This is a genomic window from Synechococcus sp. A18-25c, assembly GCF_014280035.1.
Classification (GTDB): domain Bacteria; phylum Cyanobacteriota; class Cyanobacteriia; order PCC-6307; family Cyanobiaceae; genus Synechococcus_C.
The window spans coordinates 1,826,360-1,847,338 of record NZ_CP047957.1 but is presented as its reverse complement, the minus strand read 5'-3'; the positions used below and the strand labels follow the sequence as shown (position 1 = coordinate 1,847,338).

Annotated in this window: 20 protein-coding genes; 8 read left to right on the top strand and 12 right to left on the bottom strand. The window is 59.7% G+C overall.

What is annotated here, in order from left to right; all coding sequences use genetic code 11:
- Nucleotides 1–257 precede the first annotated feature (257 nt).
- Entirely contained in the window at nucleotides 258–836 is a 579-nt protein-coding gene (locus SynA1825c_RS10190) for an EF-1 guanine nucleotide exchange domain-containing protein (RefSeq protein WP_186469191.1), read from the bottom strand.
- A gap of 144 nt (nucleotides 837–980) precedes the next feature.
- Between SynA1825c_RS10190 and SynA1825c_RS10185 the strand changes: the two genes are divergently transcribed.
- From SynA1825c_RS10185 to SynA1825c_RS10170, 4 genes are read left to right on the top strand one after another with little or no spacing between them, the layout of a single operon-like run.
- Entirely contained in the window at nucleotides 981–2,099 is a 1,119-nt protein-coding gene (locus SynA1825c_RS10185; protein WP_255478359.1) for an NAD(P) transhydrogenase subunit alpha, read from the top strand.
- On the top strand, nucleotides 2,099–2,404 hold the full coding sequence (locus SynA1825c_RS10180) for an NAD(P) transhydrogenase subunit alpha (protein ID WP_186469189.1): 306 nt from the start codon (nucleotides 2,099–2,101) through the stop codon (nucleotides 2,402–2,404). The genes SynA1825c_RS10185 and SynA1825c_RS10180 overlap by 1 nt, the downstream gene beginning before the upstream one ends.
- Nucleotides 2,404–3,822, top strand: a complete 1,419-nt coding sequence (locus tag SynA1825c_RS10175) for an NAD(P)(+) transhydrogenase (Re/Si-specific) subunit beta (RefSeq protein ID WP_186469188.1) — start codon at nucleotides 2,404–2,406, stop codon at nucleotides 3,820–3,822. Before SynA1825c_RS10180 ends, SynA1825c_RS10175 begins: the two co-directional genes overlap by 1 nt.
- A gap of 37 nt (nucleotides 3,823–3,859) precedes the next feature.
- Nucleotides 3,860–5,005, top strand: coding sequence for an alpha/beta hydrolase (locus SynA1825c_RS10170; protein ID WP_255478358.1), 1,146 nt, complete (start codon nucleotides 3,860–3,862; stop codon nucleotides 5,003–5,005).
- On the opposite strand, the gene SynA1825c_RS10165 is transcribed toward SynA1825c_RS10170, so the two are convergent.
- Nucleotides 4,983–5,351 (bottom strand): ferredoxin, encoded by a 369-nt coding sequence (locus tag SynA1825c_RS10165; RefSeq protein ID WP_255476925.1) that lies wholly within the window; start codon nucleotides 5,349–5,351, stop codon nucleotides 4,983–4,985. The genes SynA1825c_RS10170 and SynA1825c_RS10165 overlap by 23 nt on opposite strands.
- Nucleotides 5,348–6,598, bottom strand: a complete 1,251-nt coding sequence (locus SynA1825c_RS10160) for a 1-deoxy-D-xylulose-5-phosphate reductoisomerase (protein WP_186471167.1) — start codon at nucleotides 6,596–6,598, stop codon at nucleotides 5,348–5,350. Before SynA1825c_RS10160 ends, SynA1825c_RS10165 begins: the two co-directional genes overlap by 4 nt.
- Before the next feature lie 80 nt (nucleotides 6,599–6,678).
- Here SynA1825c_RS10160 and SynA1825c_RS10155 point away from each other — a divergent pair, with 80 nt between their 5' ends.
- Complete coding sequence (locus tag SynA1825c_RS10155) at nucleotides 6,679–8,028, top strand: sodium-dependent transporter (RefSeq protein ID WP_186469186.1); 1,350 nt, start codon at nucleotides 6,679–6,681, stop codon at nucleotides 8,026–8,028.
- A 32-nt stretch (nucleotides 8,029–8,060) separates the two neighbouring features.
- Here SynA1825c_RS10155 and SynA1825c_RS10150 read toward each other — a convergent pair whose 3' ends face one another.
- Complete coding sequence (locus tag SynA1825c_RS10150) at nucleotides 8,061–8,474, bottom strand: DUF2721 domain-containing protein (RefSeq protein ID WP_186469185.1); 414 nt, start codon at nucleotides 8,472–8,474, stop codon at nucleotides 8,061–8,063.
- Nucleotides 8,475–8,555: 81 nt separating this feature from the next.
- Between SynA1825c_RS10150 and SynA1825c_RS10145 the strand changes: the two genes are divergently transcribed.
- Nucleotides 8,556–8,795, top strand: a complete 240-nt coding sequence (locus SynA1825c_RS10145) for a hypothetical protein (protein ID WP_186469184.1) — start codon at nucleotides 8,556–8,558, stop codon at nucleotides 8,793–8,795.
- Between the two features lie 3 nt (nucleotides 8,796–8,798).
- Here the strand turns inward: SynA1825c_RS10145 and cysS are convergent, their stop codons facing one another.
- The 3 genes from cysS to SynA1825c_RS10130 form a co-directional block, all read right to left on the bottom strand.
- Nucleotides 8,799–10,295, bottom strand: coding sequence for a cysteine--tRNA ligase (gene cysS / locus SynA1825c_RS10140; RefSeq protein WP_186469183.1), 1,497 nt, complete (start codon nucleotides 10,293–10,295; stop codon nucleotides 8,799–8,801).
- Between the two features lie 163 nt (nucleotides 10,296–10,458).
- The gene (gene polA, locus SynA1825c_RS10135) at nucleotides 10,459–13,464 is read right to left on the bottom strand and encodes a DNA polymerase I (RefSeq protein WP_186469182.1); all 3,006 of its coding nucleotides are present in this window, start codon (nucleotides 13,462–13,464) and stop codon (nucleotides 10,459–10,461) included.
- Between the two features lie 24 nt (nucleotides 13,465–13,488).
- Complete coding sequence (locus SynA1825c_RS10130; protein WP_186469181.1) at nucleotides 13,489–14,664, bottom strand: efflux RND transporter periplasmic adaptor subunit; 1,176 nt, start codon at nucleotides 14,662–14,664, stop codon at nucleotides 13,489–13,491.
- A gap of 101 nt (nucleotides 14,665–14,765) precedes the next feature.
- On the opposite strand from SynA1825c_RS10130, the gene ychF reads away from it, so the two are divergent.
- A complete protein-coding gene (ychF, locus tag SynA1825c_RS10125) occupies nucleotides 14,766–15,857 on the top strand; it encodes a redox-regulated ATPase YchF (protein WP_186469180.1) in 1,092 nt (363 codons plus the stop codon).
- Between the two features lie 41 nt (nucleotides 15,858–15,898).
- Here the strand turns inward: ychF and SynA1825c_RS10120 are convergent, their stop codons facing one another.
- The 4 genes from SynA1825c_RS10120 to SynA1825c_RS10105 form a co-directional block, all read right to left on the bottom strand.
- Nucleotides 15,899–16,216 carry a hypothetical protein gene (locus tag SynA1825c_RS10120; protein WP_255478356.1) on the bottom strand — a complete coding sequence of 106 codons (318 nt, stop codon included), beginning with the start codon at nucleotides 16,214–16,216 and terminating at the stop codon, nucleotides 15,899–15,901.
- 153 nt (nucleotides 16,217–16,369) lie between these two features.
- Nucleotides 16,370–17,017 (bottom strand): Coq4 family protein, encoded by a 648-nt coding sequence (locus SynA1825c_RS10115; RefSeq protein WP_370593744.1) that lies wholly within the window; start codon nucleotides 17,015–17,017, stop codon nucleotides 16,370–16,372.
- 300 nt (nucleotides 17,018–17,317) lie between these two features.
- Nucleotides 17,318–17,698 carry a putative quinol monooxygenase gene (locus SynA1825c_RS10110; RefSeq protein WP_186469178.1) on the bottom strand — a complete coding sequence of 127 codons (381 nt, stop codon included), beginning with the start codon at nucleotides 17,696–17,698 and terminating at the stop codon, nucleotides 17,318–17,320.
- 94 nt (nucleotides 17,699–17,792) lie between these two features.
- Nucleotides 17,793–19,025: an MFS transporter gene (locus SynA1825c_RS10105; RefSeq protein WP_186469177.1), complete on the bottom strand. Its 1,233-nt coding sequence runs from the start codon at nucleotides 19,023–19,025 to the stop codon at nucleotides 17,793–17,795.
- Nucleotides 19,026–19,054: 29 nt separating this feature from the next.
- Between SynA1825c_RS10105 and SynA1825c_RS10100 the strand changes: the two genes are divergently transcribed.
- Complete coding sequence (locus tag SynA1825c_RS10100; RefSeq protein WP_186469176.1) at nucleotides 19,055–20,698, top strand: alpha/beta hydrolase; 1,644 nt, start codon at nucleotides 19,055–19,057, stop codon at nucleotides 20,696–20,698.
- Here SynA1825c_RS10100 and SynA1825c_RS10095 read toward each other — a convergent pair.
- Complete coding sequence (locus tag SynA1825c_RS10095; RefSeq protein WP_186469175.1) at nucleotides 20,668–20,904, bottom strand: hypothetical protein; 237 nt, start codon at nucleotides 20,902–20,904, stop codon at nucleotides 20,668–20,670. The genes SynA1825c_RS10100 and SynA1825c_RS10095 overlap by 31 nt on opposite strands.
- Nucleotides 20,905–20,979 lie beyond the last annotated feature (75 nt).

Genomic DNA, 20,979 nt, shown 5'->3' with positions numbered 1-20,979 from the left:
ATCGCCCCTTGGTCTCGCGACCGTGCCGCCATGGCCAGATGTCGGACCCGATCATCCTCCGGACCTGAGTCCCACCGATGCCTGGAGCGTTGCTGGTCTCTTGACTGTGACCTGGATCCCATGATTCTCCGCGTTCGGTGGCTGCGTCGCCAGGACCTGCCCGGGCAGGCAATCGCCATCGAGGAGGAGCTTCAGCCGATCTTCTGAAGCGTCTCCTCGATTTGACAACGATTTGGGTGGACGTCAGCGAGCGGAATTCAGAGAGCTTCCGTGTGATTGCAGAGCAGGCGTTCCACATCCATGAATCCGTCTTGAGCGGCCTGCTGAGCGCGATCCATCCGTCCTCCGGCCCGCTCCAGAAGCCGAGCGCTGAGGCGTTCTGTCAGCACATCACGCTTCTCCTCCAGCAGGGTGAGAATCTCATGCTCGATCAACTCACGCACCGCTTCACTGCGCAGGTGATCGTCGGATGCTTCGTCAAAAGTCCCTTGAACAAGCTCCTGGATGAACAGTCGATGCACTTCACTGCTGCGCAGGAAGCTTTCCGTGGCATTGATGATCCCGTCGACCAGCGTTCGATCCGGTTCGGAATCCAGCTCCTGAAGCTTGAATTCCCAGTCCAAATGACGGCGCTGCCAGCCTGACGCATGCAGGCTCGGCATCACCGTTTGTGAAAAGGTGTCAACCGACATTTCGTAGATGCGTTCCGCCAATCTTTCGCACCATTCGCGGCCGTGGTCGGCCAGCAGTTGTTCCATGGCTTGACGTTCCACGGCATGACCGCCGTGGTGGCTATGGCAGACGCCGTCCGGACATTCGATTGCAGTAAGTCCCATGCTGCTGAAGACAGGACCCTCTCCTTAGCCAAAGCTTCAGTGGTGGAGAAGCATCTTCAGAAAAGATGCAGGCTCTTGTTCAGGCGACCTCGTAACCTGTCGTGGGTCGGCGGCATCCCAATCTTGCCCAATCTGTTGATCCCGGTGGAGAGCGCAGCGGGCGAAACCCGCGTTGCGGCTTCTCCGGAAACCGTCAAGAAATTCACGGCGCTCGGTTGCCGGGTCGTGCTCGAACAGGGTGCGGGTCTGGCTTCCGGTTATCTCGATGAAACGTACTCCGAGTGCGGTGCCGAGCTGGTGCCCGTCGCAGACGCATTTGCCTGGTCTCAAGCGGATGCGTTGTTGTGCGTTCAATCCCCAACTGCTGACGCCTTGGGGCGTTTGCGCTCAGGTGCACTGCTGGTGGGATTGCTGGCGCCTTACGCCAACAGCGAGCTAGACGGAGCCCTGAAGCGCTGTGGCCTTTCAGCTATGGCTCTGGAACTGTTACCTCGCATCAGCCGGGCTCAGTCCGCCGATGCGTTGTCATCCCAGGCCAACATCGCTGGTTACAAATCGGTGCTGCTCGCTTCGGCAGCGCTCGACCGCTACTTCCCGATGTTGATGACAGCGGCGGGAACTGTGCAACCTGCTCGGGTCGTGGTGCTCGGCGCCGGTGTGGCCGGTCTGCAGGCCGTGGCTACGGCACGCCGACTTGGTGCTGTTGTGTATGTCAGCGACATCCGACCTGCTGTGAAAGAGCAGGTGGAGTCCCTCGGTGCCCGCTTCATCGATCCTCCGGAAATGGAGGACAAGCCCGCTGAGTCCGGTGGTTACGCCAAGCAGGCCTCTGATGCGTTCCTGGCTGCACAACGTCAGCAGCTTTCGGATCAGCTGGCCGAAGCGGATGTGGCCATCTGCACAGCTCAGGTGCCGGGTCGCCGTGCACCGCGCCTGATCAGTGAAGACATGCTGGATCGCATGCGTCCGGGATCGGTCGTGGTGGACCTTGCGGTGGCCCAGGGCGGCAACTGCGCCGACACGGTTCCATCCGAGACGGTTGATCGCAATGGCGTGAAGCTGATCGGTGCCAATGACCTGCCCTGCACCGTGCCCAATCACGCCAGCGCTCTCTACGCACGCAATCTGCTGGCTCTGCTTCAGCCCACCCTCAGCGATGGACAGCTGACCCTCGACACGGAGGACGAGCTGATTGCCGGATGCCTGATCAGTCAGGACGGCACCATCCGTCGCAGTGACGTTCTCACCCCAGGAGCCAACTGATGGATACAAGCTTTGTGGAGTTCCTCTGGGTGCTGCTGCTGGGCAGCCTCCTGGGCCTCGAACTGATCGGCAAGGTGCCTCCCACCCTGCATACACCTCTGATGAGCGGCGCCAATGCCATCTCAGGCATCACGGTGCTGGCTGCACTCACCGCCATCATCCGTTCCGGTGACAACCCTGTTCTGTTGATTCTGGGTTCGGTGTCACTGGGATTTGCTCTTTTCAATGTGATCGGCGGCTTCCTGGTCACCGATCGCATGCTCGCCATGTTCAGCCGTAAGCCCGCCCGCAAGGAGAACCGCTGATGGATTTTCTGAAATACGCCGTTGAGTTGGTGGCGGTTCTGCTGCTGGCTCTCGGGATCAAGGGTCTCTCCAAAGTTCGCTCGGCTCGCAGCGCCAACCAATTGGCTGCGGTGGCCATGGGCCTGGCCGTTCTCGGGTTGTTGATCAACTCCTTCGGGACGTCTGGCATCAGTGCAGCGGCCTGGATCTGGATCATCATCGGCACGGCCGTTGGTGGTGTTTGTGGTGCCATCACCGCGCAGCGGGTGCCGATGACCTCCATGCCCGAAACGGTGGCCTTGTTTAACGGCTGCGGCGGCATGTCGTCATTGCTGGTGGCTCTCGCTGCTGCTTTTTACCCCACGCAATTGGATGCGTTCGGGCTGGTGGCCGTGGTGTCCATCGCCATCTCTGTGTTCGTGGGTGCGATCACATTCACGGGCTCGATTGTGGCGATGGCCAAGCTCCAGGGCTGGTTGTCCACCCCAGGTTGGATGCAGAGCAAGGCCCGTCATGCGGTGAACATCGCGCTCGCCGTGGCGTCTCTTGTTGCTGCCATCAAGCTGATTGCCGATGGAAGCGGCACCCAGGCGCTGACCCTGCTTGTGGTGGCCTCGGGTCTGTTGGGTGTTGGTGTCACCTTGCCGATCGGCGGCGCTGACATGCCCGTGGTGATTTCGCTCTTGAACAGCTACTCCGGTGTGGCCGCTGCTGCAGCCGGTTTCGTGGTGGGCAGTCAGCTGCTGATCGTGGCGGGCGCCATGGTCGGTGCAGCGGGACTGATCCTCACGCAGGTGATGTGCAACGGCATGAACCGCTCGTTGGTCTCGGTGCTGTTCGGCGGTGCACTCGGCGCCAGTGCGTCCTCCGGTGGCGGTGGTGGTGAATACACCAACATCACCAGCTGCAGTGTTGAGGAGTGTGCGCTCACCCTCGAGGCGGCGGAGCGCGTCGTGATCGTGCCTGGTTACGGCCTCGCAGTGGCCCAGGCTCAGCACACGCTGCGGGAAGTGACTCGTTCGCTTGAAGCGGCTGGTATTCAGGTGGATTACGCCATTCACCCGGTGGCAGGTCGCATGCCAGGTCACATGAACGTGTTGCTTGCAGAAGCTGATGTGCCCTACGAGCAGCTCAAGGAAATGGACGTGATTAACCCGGAGTTCCCGGCCACCGATGTGGTGCTCGTGCTCGGAGCCAACGATGTGGTCAATCCCCAGGCCAAGAACGATCCCGATTCGCCTCTCTACGGCATGCCTGTGCTCGACGTGCAGCAGGCCCGCACGGTGTTTGTGGTGAAGCGGGGCATGAGTGCCGGTTACTCCGGCATCAAGAACGATTTGTTTGAACTGGTGAACACCTCCATGGTGTTTGGTGATGCCAAGAAGGTGCTCGGTGATCTCCTTGGTGAGCTCAAAGAGCTCGGTGTGGGCAAGAAGTGATCAGCGCGATTCCATCTGGCTTTTGAAGGCTTCGCACGTGAATCGTCCAGACAACCCCCAGCTGTTGCGGCAGCTGGGGGTTGTTCCCTATCAACAGCGTTTTCCTTGGATCGGTGGAGACCTTCAGACTCTGCGAGACACGCTCCGCCCGGTCGCGCTTCCACCTGACCGTGGCGAACCCATCGCGATCCCTGTTCCTGCGTTAGCGAGTGGTGCTGCCGCCGCTGGCGCGTTGCTGGCGTTTCTGGATCGCCCGCATCCCAGCTCCGACTTGCCAAGTGCACCGCCCCGAGGGCTAGTGCTGCTGTTGCACGGTCTTGGCGGCTCCAGTCGGCGTGAGGGCCTGAGGCGTCTTGGCCTCACCCTTCAGGCCAATGGCTTTGCCGTGCTCAGGCTGAATCTGCGCGGCGCAGATCCCGGCCGTCATCTTGCCGGTGGTACCTACGCAGCTCGTTGCAACAGTGATCTTCTGCCAGTGATCCAACGTGCGCGCCACTTGTGTGCTGAATTGGTTGCCCCAGCACGGCCAGTGCCCCTGTTGGGTGCCGGGGTGTCCCTGGGGGGCACCATGCTGCTAAACGCCTGCATGGCCAGCGTTGAGGAGAGAGCAACGCATGGTTGGCAAAGCCATGCCCCGCTGTTGGATGGTCTGTTCTGCGCCAGCAGTCCCTTGGATCTTGCCGCCTGCAGCGCCTCGATCGAACGTCCGCGCAATCGCGTGTATCAGCGTTGGCTTCTGCAGCGTCTCGTGCGCCAGACGCTGGCGGACCCCTTCGGCGTCAGTGCCCAGGAGCAGCGGCAACTCAGTGGTGAACCGCCCCGGTCAATCCGTGCCTTTGATGCGGCGATCACAGCACCGCGTTGGGGCTTTTCCAGCGTCGATGCTTACTACCAAGGAGCCTCGCCGCTGACTCAACTGCTCAAGGATCGACGAACGCTTCCCCCCACACTCCTGCTTCAGGCCCTCGACGATCCATGGGTGCCTGCTGCCGCTGCAGAACAAGTGAGCGCCGTGCTCGAGCCTTTGATGCAGGGCGGGCCGGAGCCGCTGTCGGTGCTACTGACCCGTCAGGGTGGCCACAACGGGTTTCATTCGCCTGGCGATGCTCGGAACACCGGCTGCTGGTCAGACCGCATCGCCGCGTCTTGGTTGAGACAGCTCAGTCCGATGCCGGAGTGCTGAAGGGGCTACGCCGGATCACCCAGTCTTCACAGGGCTGGCCTTGGATCACATGCTCCTCAAGGATGTGGCGTACCCGTTCGGGCGTGACACCGCCGTACCAGATGCCATCGGGCCAGACCAAGAGTACGGGGCCCTGTTCACAGATCCTCAGGCAGTCGGCCTTGGTGCGGAGCACGATGCCCTGTGGGCGCTCTGGTGATTCCAAATTCAGCTCACGCACTCCTTGCTTCAGGGCTTCCCAGCTCTGCGCGCCCACGTTGGGGTCACAGCATTTGGCCTTGGTGGGTGTCGCGCAGAGCAACAGGTGGTGGCTGACCAACGGTCGAATGGCGCGGGTCGTGGTCACGCAGCAAAGGCTGTTGTCATGCGCTGGGTGCCACGGCTCACCTGTTCGCGCACGGCTTGCCGAGCCCACTGGTCAACAGCCAGCACATCCTCAAGCTGCGGTGCATCCACTCGATCGTTCTTGTGGCGTTCACAGGCGGCCTCGATCAGGTCAGGAATGTCGAGGAAGTGAATCCTCTCGTTGAGGAACTGGGCTACTGCTTCTTCATTGGCGGCATTCAGCACCGCGGGCATGGTTCCGCCGGCACGTCCCGCTGCGTAGGCCAGCTTCATGCAGGGGTATTTGGCGGGATCCGGTGCGCGGAATGTGAGCTGCCCAACTTGGGCAAGATCCAAACGCTTCCAGGGGGTTTCCAGGCGTGAGGGCCAGCTCATGCAGTAGAGAATCGGCAACTTCATGTCGGGCCAGCCCAGTTGGGCCAGCACGGAAGAATCAGCCAGTTCAATCATCGAGTGGATGATGCTTTGGGGGTGGATCACGATTTCGATGTGGTCAAAATCCAGCCCGAAGAGGTAGTGCGCCTCGATCACCTCGAGACCCTTGTTCATCAACGAAGCGGAATCGACGGTGATTTTTCGCCCCATGCTCCAATTGGGATGGGAGGTTGCATCAGCGACAGTCGCCTTCTCGAGATCAGCGGCCTTCCAGTCGCGAAAGGCTCCTCCTGATGCAGTGAGCTGAATGCGGCGCAGTCCGGGCGTGGGCACACCCGTGGAGAGTCGGGCATTTTCGGCCCATGGCGTGCCTTGAAGGCATTGAAAAATGGCGGAATGCTCGGAGTCAGCAGGCAGCAGACGACTGCCGCTTTTTTTCAGTTCCGGCAGCACCACGGGCCCCGCGGCAATCAGCGTCTCTTTGTTGGCCAGTGCAAGATCTTTGCCAGCCCGGATGGCAGCCAGTGTGGGCAGAAGGCCTGCACAGCCCACGATGCCGGTGACCACAAGATCTGCTGTGTCCCAGGCCGCAGCCGTGTTCAATCCGTCAGGGCCACCCACCAGATGGGGCTGTCGTTGCGGTTGCTGGTCGGCTGGCAGTGCCTTCAGTCGCTCTTTGAGCTCAGGGAGGAGCGCCTCATCGGCCAAGGCCACCACTTCGGGATTGTGCTGCTGGATTTGCTCCACCAGCAGCGCCAGGTTTCTGCCTGCCGTAAGGGCTACCACCCGGAACTGATCCGGAAAATCTTGAACGATCTCGAGGGTCTGGGTGCCGATTGAGCCGGTGGAGCCCAGCACGCTGATGGCTTTCACACGGAATCCGGCAAGTGCCGCCATCCTCCCATTTCAATTCCGGCTGCTGGCAAACTTTCCCCAACACGGTCTCTAGGTACATGGCCACAGCGCAGAAGGAGTCCTGGCAGTCGGGTTTGGGCTTTGTGCTGGCTGCATCGGGCAGTGCCGTGGGCCTGGGCAACCTTTGGGGATTTGCCTACCGCGCGTCACAGGGTGGGGGCGGCACGTTCGTTCTGCTTTACGTGCTGATTGTGATGACCATTTGTCTGCCAGTGCTGGTAGCCGAGATGGTGCTGGGTCGCAGCACGGGCCGCAGTCCGTTGTTGGCGCCCGTGCAAGCGGCTGGGCGCGCTTGGCAGCCAATGGGTTGGCTGTTTGTGGTGGTGTCTTGCGGAATCTTGGCCTTCTACGGCGTGCTGATGGGCTGGACGGGTCAGACCCTGCTTCACGCGCTGCAGGTGGGACTTCCCAGCAGCATGGGCGAGGCGGAGCTGTTCTTCGCGGGCATCAGTGGCGGCCAGAGTGCGATCGCCGGACAGGCCGTCAGCATGCTGCTCACTGCGGTGGTGGTGGCGGCCGGTGTGCAGGCAGGAATTGAGCGCCTCTCACGTATGGCTCTGCCGATGTTGTTTCTGCTGCTTGTGGTCCTGGCGGTCTGGGCTAGTTCTCTCCCCGGCGCGGCGGAGGGTTACCGCACGTTTCTGTTGCGTTGGGACAGCCAGGAGTTGTTCAACATCACCACCATCCGCAATGCCTTCACACAGGCGTTCTTTTCGGTGGGGACAGGGATTGGCGCAATCTTGGCCTATTCGGCCTATCTGAATCGCAAAGCACCGATTCCCTCGGAAGCGGTCGCCATCGTCGGACTGGATACTGCTGTGGGTCTGCTGGCTGGCCTGCTCACCTTTCCGGTGGTGATCAGCTTCGGCCTGGGCGATGCCGTCAGTGGATCCACGATCGGCACCATCTTTCTATCTCTGCCCACGGGGCTTGGGTCCATCGGTCTGACCGGGAGGATTGTGGCGGTGACGTTCTTTTCCCTCGCCTATTTGGCTGCGATCACCTCGTCGGTGTCGTTGCTTGAAGTGCCCGTGGCGGCCCTGATGGACCGCTGCAACTGGAGTCGTCGCAACGCCGCCTGGGTCAGTGCGGCAGTGATTTTTGTCGTCGGTTTGCCGGCGGCCACCGATCTCAACGTGCTCGGCACGATGGATGACCTCTTCGGGGGCGTCCTATTGATTGCTGGTGGTTTGCTGATCGCGGTGCTGATGGGTTGGTTTGCATCGCGAAGCTTCCTGGAGGATCTCAAGAACAGTGGGATCACACCTCCCGCGAGGGCTGGGATCATTCTGTTTTTCCTGCGCTGGGTGTCGCCTCTGGTGATCGCCGCAGGCTTGTTGATCAGTGTTGTGGATCTCATCGGCAAGTGGACGTATGTTCCCCGGTAGTGGACGGGGCAGGCTTGATCCCCAAACGGCATTCAGAGCACGCGCCGTAGGTGCACCGATGCAAGACGCACCTCACGCAGGAAGCAGATCGACGCCACCATCAACAAGATCATGGCCGCAATGAACATGGGCACCACCACAACGGTGAGGTTCAGGCGGCTGATCACGCTCAGGAACAACACGGCCACCACCGAGGAGATCAACAGGGTGGCTGCGGTGAGCAACTCAATCGCCCGGATGATCAGTTGTGCGCGTTTGCGCCAGGTGGAGCGTTCCTTGTCATCCACCGTCTCTCCAGCGTCCAGCGCCTCTTTGGCGCGGCGTGCATTCTCCACGATGCGCACGAGACGACCAGAGGTCACATTCAGCAGCATGCCAATGCCCGCCAGCAGAAACACCGGCGCGACGGCCAGCTGGATGGCTTTGGACAGGCTTTCCGGTTGCATGCGCTGAAGCCTCAACCTTTCGGACCTTAGACCTTGTGCCCGGAGAATCCGGTAGACAGGGCCCTGATGCACACCAACAGGATGCTCTGGCTCAAGCGCTGGAATTTCATCGAGCGGGCCAAGTTGGAGCGGGAGCTCTGGGATGCCTTTGAAGCCCGGGAGGATCCGGACGCCAAGCTGGCTGAACTCAAGGCCTGGATTGACGCTGCCGACCCCGCAGACCCCGCGTTGGGTGATCAGCGTTTCCGACTCGAGGTGTGGACCACGACCCTGGCCCGCATTCGCAAGATCGAGGCGATGATGGCTGGAAAGCAGCGCTAAGGCTCAGCTGCGTCGCCACTCGGTGATCCCGCCGGGCTTGTCGATCAGTTCGATGCCCTTGGCGGTGAGTTCATCACGGATGCGATCGGCGGTCGCAAAGTCTCTGCTCTGTTTGGCCTGCTTGCGTGCCGCAATGGCAGCCTCGATCTCGGCACCGTCATCGATCCCGTTGGTCGCTGCATCGGCAACAGCGGTCTCCAATCGAAGGCCCAACACTCCAGACAGCTCTCTCAGCAGACGCCAACGCTGTAGCAGTTGATCCAATTCGTCCTTGGTGTGATCGAGCTGATCGCCACGATCCAGGCGATTGGCCAGGGCTTTTAGAGGTTTGGCCAGATCGAACAGCACTGCCAGGGCACCTGACGTGTTGAGGTCCTGGTCCATGGCTTCGATGAAACGCTTCTTGGCGTTGAGCAAGACCTCACCATCGACTGAAACTTCAGATTTCACGGCGCCAGAAGCCAACGGTTCCGATTGGGGCCATCCAAGAGGTTGTGTGAACAGATCACCGAGGCCAAGTGCGGCGTTGAGGCCTTTCCAGCCAGTGCTGGCGGCATCAAGGGCATCCGCTGTGAAGTCAAGGGGCTTGCGGTAGTGGGCCTGCAGCACGAACAACCGCAGGGTCATGGATGACACACCGCTGTCGAGAAGTGCACGAATGGTTGTGAAGTTGCCAAGCGATTTCGACATCTTTGTGCCGCCCACATTGACCATGCCGTTGTGCATCCAAAGACGCGCCAAAGGAGCATCGTTGGCCGTTTCTGATTGGGCAATTTCATTCTCATGGTGTGGGAACACCAAGTCACCGCCACCGAGGTGGATGTCGATGGTTTTGCCAAATTGTTGACGAACCATCGCTGAGCATTCGATGTGCCAACCGGGGCGTCCAGGGCCCCATGGTGAATCCCAACTGGGTTCGCCATCTTTTGCACTTTTCCATAGCGCAAAATCAAATGGGTGACGTTTTCGTTCTTCTTCGTTTCCGCTGGTGCGACCGCTCGCACCCTGCTGTTGCTCATTGGGGTCTCGGCCACTGAGTTGGCCATAGTTTTTTGCTTTAGACACGTCAAAGTAGACGTCGCCGTCGGACCCGTAAGCAGCTCCTTTGGCTTCAAGTTCTTTGATCAATGTATGAATCTCTGGGATGCAACGTGTGGCTCGTGGCATTTTATCGGCTGGGAGAATATTTAATCTGGCCATGTCGATTTCAAAGGCCTCAATATTTTTCTCGCTGACCTCTTCCATCGAGGTTCCTTCTGCTGATGCTTTGTTCAGTATTTTGTCGTCAATGTCCGTGTAGTTCTGAACAAATGTGACGTCATAATCGCGCCAAATGAGATAGCGGCGAAGAACATCCCAGTTGATGTAGCTACGTGCATGCCCCAAGTGGCATAGGTCATAAACGGTGACACCGCAGCAATAAATTGTGGCCTTGCCTTCTTCCAGTGGCTGGAACGCTTCCGTCCGGTTGCTCAGACTGTTGGTGAGGCGAAGCGACACAGGCCTGGTTAGACACTGATTGGAGATTACGGCCCGTCCCTCCAAACTTGTCGTTTGAATCCCTGAGAGCCTGAAAGGTCGTTACCCATGGTTGTTGGGTATGGGCTTGAAACTTGGAGCGCGATCGCATGTTGGTTGCGCGCGACAGATCAGCCCCTGAGGGCTATTTCGCCTCCATCCAGTTGGCGCCGACCCCTGTCTCAGCCACTAATGGCACGCTGAGTTTGACGGCTTTTTCCATCGTGGACACCACCAGCTCCTGCGTTGTCTCTAGGGCCTGAGGGTCCACTTCCAGCACCAGTTCGTCGTGCACCTGCAGCAGCAGGCGCGCTGGCAGCCCCTTCTGTTCGATCGCTGCTTGCAGCTGGATCATCGCCAGTTTGATGATGTCGGCACTGGAGCCCTGGATGGGGGCGTTGGCGGCCGCTCGCAGCTGCTGCGCTTCCATTCCGCCTCGCCTGGCGACATCCAACTCGATCTCCATGGGGTCTTTCCCCAGTAACCGGCCCAGGCCATTGCGGTCGAAGTGGAAGGGGCGCCGTCGTCCAAGAATGGTTTCCACATAGCCGCGGCTCAGGGCCAGGCGCTCCTGCAGTTCAAGGAATGCGAACACCTTGGGGTAGCGCTCTCTGTAGCGGCTGAGGAAGTCCTTGGCTTCCGCCTGACTGACTCCGGTTTCCCGGGCAAACCGTTGGGCGCCCATCCCGTAGATCACGCCAAAGTTGATCGTCTTGCCCAGCCGTCGCTCATCGGCGCTTACCTCGTCTTTGTCGAGGAGCAAACGTGCGGTCAAAGCATGCACGTCGTCTCCGTTCTGATACGCCTGCTGAAGCACCTCCTCCCCGGAGAGATGGGTGAGGATGCGTAGTTCAATCTGCGAGTAGTCAGCACTGAGCAGCGTCCAGCTCTCCTGCGGCAGGAAAGCCTTGCGGATGCGTCGGCTGTATTGCGTGCGCACAGGGATGTTCTGCAGGTTGGGGTTGCTGCTGCTGAGGCGACCTGTCGCAGTTACTGCCTGGTTGAAATCTGTGTGCACACGCCCGGTCTCGGCTTCCACTAGCAGGGGCAGAGCATCCACATAGGTGCTTTTGAGTTTGCTCAGCACGCGGTGTTCGAGCACCAGCGGCACCACCGGGTGATCGCCTTCCAGTTTTTCCAGCACCGTGGCATCGGTGCTGTAACCGGTTTTGGTGCGGCGGGATTTCTTGCGATCGAGCCCCAAGGTGTTGAACAGCAGTTCTCCCAGCTGTTTGGGTGAGGCCAGGTTGAAGTCAACGCCTGCGGCGTGCTTGGCGTCTTTTTCCAGCCGCTTCAGCGTGTCTCCCATCTCCTTCGACAGCTCTCCCAGATACGGAAGATCGATGCGGATGCCGGTGGCTTCCATCACGGCCAACACCGGTTCTAGCGGTAGTTCCACCTGATCCAGTAAGCGGGGCAGCTGGTCGCCGCAGGCCTGCAGCTGCGCCCTGAGATCAATCGCGAGGCGACGTGTGAGGTGAACGTCCATGCCGCAATACAACGCGGCTTGATCGAGGGCAACCTCCGCAAAGCAGCTGGCCTTGCCGTCCTTGGGTTTGCCCACGAGATCGCTGAACAGCGTGGGGGTGATGCCGTAGTCACGCTGGGCCATCACGTCCAGGCCATGCTTGGCCGCGGCGTCACGGAGGTAATCGGCCAGCAGGGTGTCCATCACCACCCCTCCCAAGGGCATGCCATGGCGCAGCAGGATCAAACGGTCGTATTTCGCGTTCTGAAGGGCCTTGGGATGGTCAGGGCTGGCCAGCCACGGCGCCAGCTGAGCTAGCACGGTCTCCAGTGGCAACTGCACAGGGGCATCTGAGCTGTCGAGGGTGGGCTCTGTCGCGGAGCGATGTCCGATCGGGATGTAGGCCAGATCCGTCGGCTCGGGTCCCCAGCACATGCCGATTCCCACCAGTTGGGCTTTGAAAGGGTTGAGGTCGGTGGTTTCCGTGTCCAAGGCCACAGGGGCCATGGCATCCGTGCAGCCCATCAGCCGCTGCACGAGCGCCTCGAGGTCCGCTGCAGTGCTGATCACCTGAGGTTGCAGTTCAGGGTGTGCCGCGGCGGTCTCGTGCGTGTCGTGAATGGAGGCCGATGCGCTCTCATCGGCAGGGGCCTCGCTGCTGGTGCTCTTGGGTTTGGGTGTGGCTGATTCGAGCAGATGCCCATTGGCATTGAGCCCGCCGGTGGAGAAGGTGGCGACGAATCCGGGCACCTGGCGCACCAGGCTGTTTAGTTCCAGATCTTCCAGCTGCTGCTGCAGTCCGTCCGCGTCCACGGGGCCCAGCTCGAGCACAGGCTCTTCCGGTAGCGGGATGTCCACCAGGATCTCGGCCAGCTTGCGCGAGAGGTAGGCGTTGTCTCGGTCGGCGCTGAGCTTGCCTTTGAGCGCTCCCTTCACCGCCCCCCGACTGGCTTTCGGTCCCTCGGCTTCAACTTCTGCCAACACCTTGTAGACGCCATCGAGGTCGACGTTTTCCTTGAGCAGGTTGATCGCTGTCTTCGGGCCAACCCCCTTCACACCCGGGATGTTGTCGGAGCTGTCACCGGTGAGGGCTTTGAGATCCACCACCTTGTTGGGCATCACGCCCAGCTTGCTCTCCACGCCCGCTTCATCAATCAGGGTCGGACCGCTGCTGCGTGCATAGGGGCCGCCTCCCATGTACATCACGGCGATGTCGCGCTGGTCATCCACCAGCTGGAACAGGTCACGATCGCCGCTGAGGATGCGCACGCGCCAGCCGGACTCGGCAGCGCGGTTGGCCAGGGTGCCCAGTACGTCGTCGGCTTCAAATCCTGGAGCCAGGCAGAGCGGCAGCTGCAGGAACTGGCGCAGGATTCCCTGCAATTGATCCAGATCCTGAAAAAACACCTCTGGCGCCACATCGCGATGGGCCTTGTAGTTGGGATCGGCTTCATGCCGGAAGGTGGGTTCCGCGGTGTCGAAGGCGATCGCGACACCTTCAGGCTTCAAGCCCTTGCAGTTGTCGAGCAGTGCCTTGAGAAACCCATAGGTCACGCTGGTGGGCCGCCCATCCTTGGTGGCCAGTCCACCATCGCCTCCTTTGCTGAATGCATAGAAGCTGCGGAAGGCCAGGGAATGGCCATCCACCAGCAGCAGCAGCGGTTTCTCCTTGGTGTCGGGCATGGATTCGGGCAGGTCCGGTGTCAGTCAGTCGCGCGTCTTCGCCCAGGGCGGCATGTCAATGAACACCCGGGTGCCGGGCGTCACACCGGAGAGAATGGCACTCTTGCTGCCACTGCTGGCCCCTAGCTCCACCGGCTGGAATGTGGGTTCGCTGTTGTCGCCCACAAGCAGCACTCCAGGCGTCCCGTTTTCCGTCACGATCGCCACCGTTGGCACCAGCGTGCTATCCGCCGTGCGACCGGTTTGAAAGTCAACATCCACCGTCATGCCAATGCGAAGGCTCGGCGGCGGTTCGATCAGGGATAACTCCACTTCAAACGAAATCACGTTGTCGGTTTTTTCAGCACGAGGTGCAATGTCACGCACCTGCGCGGCAAAGCGCTGGTCGGGATAGGCATCGACCCGCACGACAGCCTCCTGACCCACTCGGATGCGGCCGATGTCGCTTTCGGGAACCTTGGCCGCCACCTCCAATCCCTCCGAGAGTTCCACGATCGATGAGCTGCTGGCACCGGCATTGGTGGAGGCGGTGGTGGTGGGTGTGACGTAGGCGCCAGGCTCGGCAAACCGTTCGGTGATCATTCCGTCGAATGGCGCCTGGATGTCCAGGTCACTGCCCTCCACCTTCCGCTGCGCAACCCGCTCTTGCGCTGCTGTCAGGGCCTCTTGGCTGCTGATGAAGGCCGCGCGGAAACCGTCCAAGTCCGATGCGCTGATGGCGCCGCTGTCGAGCAGTTGACGATGGCGAAGGAAGTCAGCTCGTTTGGCTTGGTACTCAGCACGGGCCTGGCGTTCAAGGGCGGTGAGTTCATCCAAACGGTCTTTGAAATCACCGCTGTCCATGCGCGCCAGTACCTGCCCTTTGCGCACCACATCTCCTTCGTCCACGTAAAGGGCTGCCAGGCGCCCTTGATTTTTAGGACTCACATTCACGCGCCGAATGGCTTCCAGCTCCCCACTCGCGGTGATGACGCCAGGCAGGGATCCCTGCTCTGCAGCAACGGTGAAATCACCCAGCTGGCGGGCGCGGCTATTTCCTGAACTCTGGCTCCAGATCACACCGCCGCCCACCAACACAAGCGCGGCAGCCGCAGCACCCATCAGCTTTCGACGACGTCGTTTCATGCCGCTTAGGCGGGATAGGGATCGCAGCGCATCCTGACTAACTCCCCCAGGGGACAAGCTTTGACGGCTGCCCATGGCCCCACTTACATCTTTCGTTACGCAGTCTCGCGCGTGGAGGGCCAAATTGTGTCAAGGCGGGGGGATTTCGGCTGACCCCTGCCGATAGATTCCCCTCCATGCTTAAAGCCGGAATCGTCGGTTTGCCCAACGTGGGCAAATCCACTCTCTTCAATGCTCTGGTTGCCAATGCCCAGGCTCAGGCTGCGAACTTCCCGTTCTGCACAATCGAGCCCAACGTCGGCACGGTGGCAGTTCCTGACGCTCGACTGCAGCAGCTCACAACGCTGAGCAGCAGCGCGGAGACCATTGCCACGCGCATGGAGTTTGTGGACATTGCTGGTCTGGTGAAGGGCGCCAGTCAGGGAGAAGGTCTCGGCAACAAATTTCTGGCCAACATTCGTGAGGTGGACGCCATCGTGCACGTGGTGCGCTGTTTTGAGGACGACGATGTCATCCATGTGTCCGGTTCGGTGGGACCGGCCCGGGATGCTGAGGTGATCAACCTCGAGCTGGGTCTCTCAGATCTGGCCCAGATCGAGAAGCGGCGGGAGCGTCTCAAGAAACAGATGCGCACCAGCAAGGAGGCTCAGGTTGAAGATGCAGCACTGGAGCGCATCCAGGCGGTTTTGGAGGATGGTGGCGCCGCCAGAAGCGTCGAGCTGGCAGACGATGAAGCAGCCATGATCAAACCCCTTGGGCTGCTGACAGCTAAGCCGATCATCTACGCCACCAATGTGTGCGAAGACGATCTCGCCGCTGGCAATGCGTTCTGTGAGGAGGTGGTGGCTCTGTCCAAGGCTGAAGGTGCTGAGACCATTCGCATCTCTGCCCAGGTGGAGGCCGAACTGGTGGAGCTGGGTGAGCAGGAGCGCAAGGACTACCTCGACGGTCTGGGCGTGACAGAAGGGGGCCTACAGAGCTTGATCCGCGCTACCTACCGCTTATTGGGACTGCGGACTTATTTCACGACGGGTGAAAAGGAAACCCGGGCCTGGACCTTCAAGGCTGGGATGACGGCCCCCCAGGCCGCTGGTGTCATTCACACCGATTTCGAGCGTGGTTTCATTCGTGCGCAGACGATCGGTACAGAGAAACTGCTGGAAGCCGGTTCCCTAGCGGAAGCTCGCAACAAAGGGTGGCTTCGCAGTGAGGGCAAGGATTATGTGGTGGAAGAAGGGGATGTGATGGAGTTTCTGTTCAACGTGTAATCAGTCCCAATGATCCGTTTTGGATCGTTGTGGCGTTCGGTTTAAAGCGCATTAATGGCCTCCATGGCCGGGATGAACTGGGGGCTGCTTTGATCGAAGTTGTTGCAGCTCGTGTTCATCGCTTTGCTGGTGAGCGTCACCACGCGGATGCCCTGTGGTGACTGCAGCCAGGAGGCATCCTGCTGCCAGCCGTTGTTCTCGATGCCAGCCTGGATGATGGCCTCGGCGCGAGCCCTGCTGTAGCCGTCATGCAGCACTTTGCATTCTGCGTAAGCGGCAAGACCTACGAGCGCCTTGCGCGTCTCCTGCTGATTGGCCGCTGTGGGGAGAGCCATGGGTCCCACCAGGCCCAACGCCATCGCTCGAGATCCCCAGGCCTTCATCCATGAACGCAACGCATCTCGTTTCAGAGCTTTGGATGAGTCTTGGATCTGCAATGCCATGGCAGCACAGGGGTTTAGGCAGTTTATGGAGCGCACCGCACGATTGCTGAGGGATCTTGGACTGAAGCGTCAGTAGATGGCGCCGAAGCGTTCATGCTCCACGGGCTTGACACCCAAGTCCTCCCGCCACTGGCTCAAGGGTTTGTCCCAGCCCTCCTCCCAGCGTTGCAGCACCAGCGGTGCTGCCTCCAGCCCAATGCGACTGCCAAAGGCGATGGACTGACTGATCACTTCCTGTTGCTTGGGTTGAAAGCGAAAAGCTCGGAAGTTGGCCAAGATGTTGAGTAGAACGTAGGCAGGGAAACCGATTTGGGTGGCTGTGATGGCCAGCACACCCGATTCACCGGAAGGTTCCGTGTTGAAGCCTGCGATCACATGGTGCAGATCATGGGTGGAGGCGATGCGCTGGGTTAGCCACAACGCTTCTGTGCTCGTGTCTCTGGGGCGGAAGAAATCGGCGTCGTAATGAAGGCGGCTGATCATGCCGGCATAGGCATGGCCGAGGGTTCCTTCCGGCAACTTTCCTAGAGCCGAGATGTCCGGTTGAAAGGGGGGGTATCGCTGCTCCACCATGTCTGTTCCGCCGGGAAGGGCTTTGAAGCGTTGCAGGCAGACTTCCATCGCTTCACTGTCGATGAAGTTGTCGACCAGGTCTCCAACGCTGTCGAGACCACCTTGGCTTTTGGCCAGATCCCGCAGGATTGACAAGTTCCTCACGGACCGAAGCAGCTCGCGGGCTCGTGACATCGTCCCCGCCCTCCAAAAAACGATTCCAGATCCGCTTTCTAGCGAGAAAGCGTTGTTTTGAGCAGGGACATCCTGCTCAAACTGTGGCTGGTCTTGAGCATTTCCAACTCCAAGCCAAGACTCTGGTGATCGAGCAACAGCGTTGCCATCCAATCAGGTTCAGCCATCTTGACGCCTCGCGGATGTCTATCGAACGAGGTTCAGTTCAAGTCATCAGACGGGTTGTGGTGCGTTCGTTCATCAAAACCAGCTTTGATGGGCGGACTCAACTTATAAAGCTGTTGTTTTTGTTGTTTCAACAAAAATTGCTTTGATTGGCTCGATGAGGCTAGGCTGTACCCATCTCAACCATTCTTGGACATGATCGGATGAGAAATGCTTATCGAGTGCTGACTTCGATGGCCATGTTTCATTCCAAGTAAAATCGGTTGGATCATTAATGTTTTCACAGCAAGTGTATTGAATGGGGTTTTCAATCATGATTGTCTTCTGAATGAGCGTATTTGTAACACGATAAAAATCGGATCTTTCCTGCTCTGCGAATTTAATTTTCATGCTTGCAATAACTAAAATCTGCTGTTCATTCAATGATGATGCTTGCATGGTGAAAGGGCTATTTTTTGAATTTAGGTTGTGATTGATGATTGGCAAGTGGCCGCGGTTTTATCAAACGGAAATTACCGTCTTGGTGTTAATCAAGCCCTTAATTAATGTGGATGATTGGATCAGTGAAGATCAGCAGTTGTTATTGCACGGAGGCAGCTCGTGGAGTTGTGATGTCGCTTTCGTTTTCCAACAACGTGGCACTGAGTTCTGCCGAGTAGCGGGGGCGCACCGTTTTAAGTAGGGGCAACATGCTGAGACAGATGCCGGCCATCAACAGCCAGAGCATCAGGCCGTGGCCCTGACGATCCAGCAATAACCCGGCGATCAACGGTGCACCCGTGGCACTAATGGCAAAGCATTGGGAGAACAGTGCCATGGCCAAACCGCGATGTTGCATCGGTGTTTCCTCGACCATGGCTTCAGCTGCGGTCGGCAGAAAGGCGGCCTCCCCGAAGGCAATCGGCACCATCGCGACGGCGATGAGGGCAATACCACCGCTCCAAAGTGCGGAACCTGCCAGCAGTAAGCAGCCGGCAACGAATCCGCCTAGGCCCATACCAAGCCCGAAACGCAGGCTGCGCTTGGCGACCCAGTTGCCGATGGGCCACTGGAGCAGCACGAGCAGTCCCAGTTGCCACGCAATCAAGGTGCCACTCCACGTTTCACTCAGTGGCGGACGGGCAAGGCCCCCGCGCACCAGATCGAGTGGCAGAGCGCTTTGCATCAAAGCAATGATCCCAGTGGCCACGATGCTGACCGCCAGCACCGGGAGCAGTGGTGTCAGCCAACCCACGCCTTCGTCCCCCACTGCGCGCTGTTGAGTGATCGGATCCGGGCTGTTCACATGGAGCAACGGTGCGCGTCCATCAGGCAGCGGACGCCAGCCCAGGATCAGCAACATGGCCACCAGAGCACCCATCTCCACCAGGTAGATCGCGCGGATCATTCCCAGTGCTGTGACCAAGGCTCCGATGAGGGCCCCCAGTGCCACACCCAGGGCGTCAGCACTTCGGGCCAAGGCATAACCCCGACTAGAGTTGAAGCCTGTGCAGCTGAGAGGAACGGCCAGCTCAATGGCCGGGAAATACAACCCTGCAGCGATTCCGATCAGAAGCTGTCCCGCCAGGTAACCACCAAAACCATTCGCCTGCAGCAGGGTGAGATCGGCGATACAACCAATTACAGCTGCGGCACGGACCGGCCAGGAGCAGGACAGTCCACGATCAAGTAAGACGCCGCTGAGGAGCCGTGCTGCCGTGCCGATCAAAGCTGAAGCGGCCAGACCTTGGGTGACCTGGCTGGCGCTGAAGCTGGCCAGATGAAACACCATTGGTGTCAGATAGATGACACCACCTGCCCCGAGCGAGGCCATCAGCCGGATCGACGCCAATTCCTGCAAAGGTGCGGGAAACTGGTTCCACCAGTGAATGGGCTTTGGCCTTGCGAAGACGCTCAACAGGACAACGGGTTGCCGTGGGACTGATCAGCAGTCTGCTGCTCCATGGCCTGTCACTGCGACCTGTTCAGGCCGCGCGGGAGCTCGTAGTGCGCCTTGATGGGATGGAACTTCCTTTCCCTGTCAATGATCTGGGCGGCTGGCTGCGCAATAACGGGACGTCGTTTTCCGAGCTGGGAATCTGGCTGAATCTTCTGGAGGAAGAAAGCCGGCAAGGGGTGATCGAACTGCTGCAGGCCCCTCTGATCAACGATCGCAGCATGGCCCGGCAAATGCTCAACAGCTGGGCTGGGCGTCGTCTTCTGGATCAGGTGGGAGACCTCGTGCTGGTGGATGGAGACGTCACAGGGCGGAAAGTGCAAGAGACCCTTGAGTCGCTCCTGAACGAGCGCGCGCAGGTGTCCACGATTGATCTGCTGGAGGCGCTGCCTGCTGAACGCGTGCATCTGGATCTGGATGCTCTGCTGACCGTGGCTGGAAGTTGGCGTCGACAGCTTCAGCGTCAGCAGGCCTTGGTTAAAAACCTGCACCAAACTCCTCTTTCAGCCAACAACCGCCAGATTGCCCCCGCAAGAGCCAATGCCTTGATCGCGGATCGGGATCTGCGTCGGGTCACGCTTGCAGTAGACCACCGAGATCGCCCGCTGCAGCTTCAGCTGTGGTCACCGTCGGCGGTTGATGGTGATCTCCGGCGTCACTGGCTGGTGCTGATGCCCGGACTTGGAGGCAGTCCCGATCATTTCCGCTGGCTTGGCCGCTCACTGAGCCGCCGGGGCTATTCCGTTCTGGTGCTTGAGCATCCCGGCAGCGATGCCTTGGCTGTGCAAGCGTTGCTCGAGGGCCGTTTGCCCCCACCGGGTGCGGAGGTGATTCCCGATCGGCTTCTTGATCTTCAGGCCGTGCTGGCAGCCCGAGAGAACGGTGAACTTGCGTTGCCCGGCGAGCGTTTGGTGTTGGCGGGTCACTCGCTCGGAGCGCTCACTGCATTGTTGGCCGCTGGTGCCCGTCCGCAGGAAGGGCTGGCGCGCCGATGTGGACAAGACCTGGATGACCTTCCAGTCAACAACCTCTCCCGACTGCTGCAATGCCAGATCGAGGACGTGGAGCTTCCGTCCTTTCGTCCGCCTGATCAGCTGGCTGCGGTCATTGGTCTCAACAGCTTCGGCAGCCTGCTTTGGCCGCGCCGTCTTGCTCTTAAGGATTCACTGCCCGTGTTCCTCAGCGGTGGCACCCTCGATCTGATCACACCGCCCTTGAGTGAACAAGTGGGTCTGCTTCGTGCGTTGCCCTTTCACCCAGACTCCCGAGCTGTGCTGGTGGAGGGTGCCAGTCATTTCTCCCCCATCCGCGTGGAAGGTCAGAACGGCACCGGTCGCGGTGAGGACGTGTTTCAGCTCGGTGAGGAGCTGGTTGGCGTGCAACCCCTCGAGGTTCAGGCCCAGTTAGAACTCGAGATCAGCCAATTTCTGATGGATCTCGAAAACGACCGTCAGTCAGCGCACATTCCTGGTGGGGTCGAACACCTGATAGTGGGCGACTTGCACCTGCATCGTCTCGATCAAACCGGCGCCACTCGTCTGCTGGATTGAAGCCTGGACACCGTGGCTTGCAGTTGCCGCAGTTTCATTTCGAGAATCGGCATCGCCTGCGCATCGCGAAGCCTGTAGATGCCCAGAGGGCTCAGGCTCGACTCGTGTTCGCAGGGAATCTGACGCGGGCCTGGAACCGTTAATCCCTGATAAATCAGGCAGGCCATGCTGAACGCTTCAGGTTCAGAAACGATTGAAGATTGCATTGGATCAACCCCAACAGTCACATCATGTGGGGTTTGTGCGACTGCGCAATCAGAATGCTCTGAAGAGCTGATGAG

Coding starts and splice junctions, on each gene's coding strand:
- SynA1825c_RS10180 (WP_186469189.1), top strand. CDS start 2,099: ATGGATACAAGCTTTGTGGAGTTCCTCTGGGTGCTGCTGCTGGGCAGC.
- SynA1825c_RS10175 (WP_186469188.1), top strand. CDS start 2,404: ATGGATTTTCTGAAATACGCCGTTGAGTTGGTGGCGGTTCTGCTGCTG.
- SynA1825c_RS10130 (WP_186469181.1), bottom strand. CDS start 14,664: ATGGGCAGCCGTCAAAGCTTGTCCCCTGGGGGAGTTAGTCAGGATGCG.
- SynA1825c_RS10150 (WP_186469185.1), bottom strand. CDS start 8,474: ATGCAACCGGAAAGCCTGTCCAAAGCCATCCAGCTGGCCGTCGCGCCG.
- SynA1825c_RS10190 (WP_186469191.1), bottom strand. CDS start 836: ATGGGACTTACTGCAATCGAATGTCCGGACGGCGTCTGCCATAGCCAC.
- SynA1825c_RS10105 (WP_186469177.1), bottom strand. CDS start 19,025: ATGGCCTCGCTCGGGGCAGGTGGTGTCATCTATCTGACACCAATGGTG.
- SynA1825c_RS10120 (WP_255478356.1), bottom strand. CDS start 16,216: ATGGCGTTGGGCCTGGTGGGACCCATGGCTCTCCCCACAGCGGCCAAT.
- SynA1825c_RS10155 (WP_186469186.1), top strand. CDS start 6,679: ATGGCCACAGCGCAGAAGGAGTCCTGGCAGTCGGGTTTGGGCTTTGTG.
- polA (WP_186469182.1), bottom strand. CDS start 13,464: ATGCCCGACACCAAGGAGAAACCGCTGCTGCTGCTGGTGGATGGCCAT.
- ychF (WP_186469180.1), top strand. CDS start 14,766: ATGCTTAAAGCCGGAATCGTCGGTTTGCCCAACGTGGGCAAATCCACT.
- SynA1825c_RS10095 (WP_186469175.1), bottom strand. CDS start 20,904: ATGCAATCTTCAATCGTTTCTGAACCTGAAGCGTTCAGCATGGCCTGC.
- SynA1825c_RS10145 (WP_186469184.1), top strand. CDS start 8,556: ATGCTCTGGCTCAAGCGCTGGAATTTCATCGAGCGGGCCAAGTTGGAG.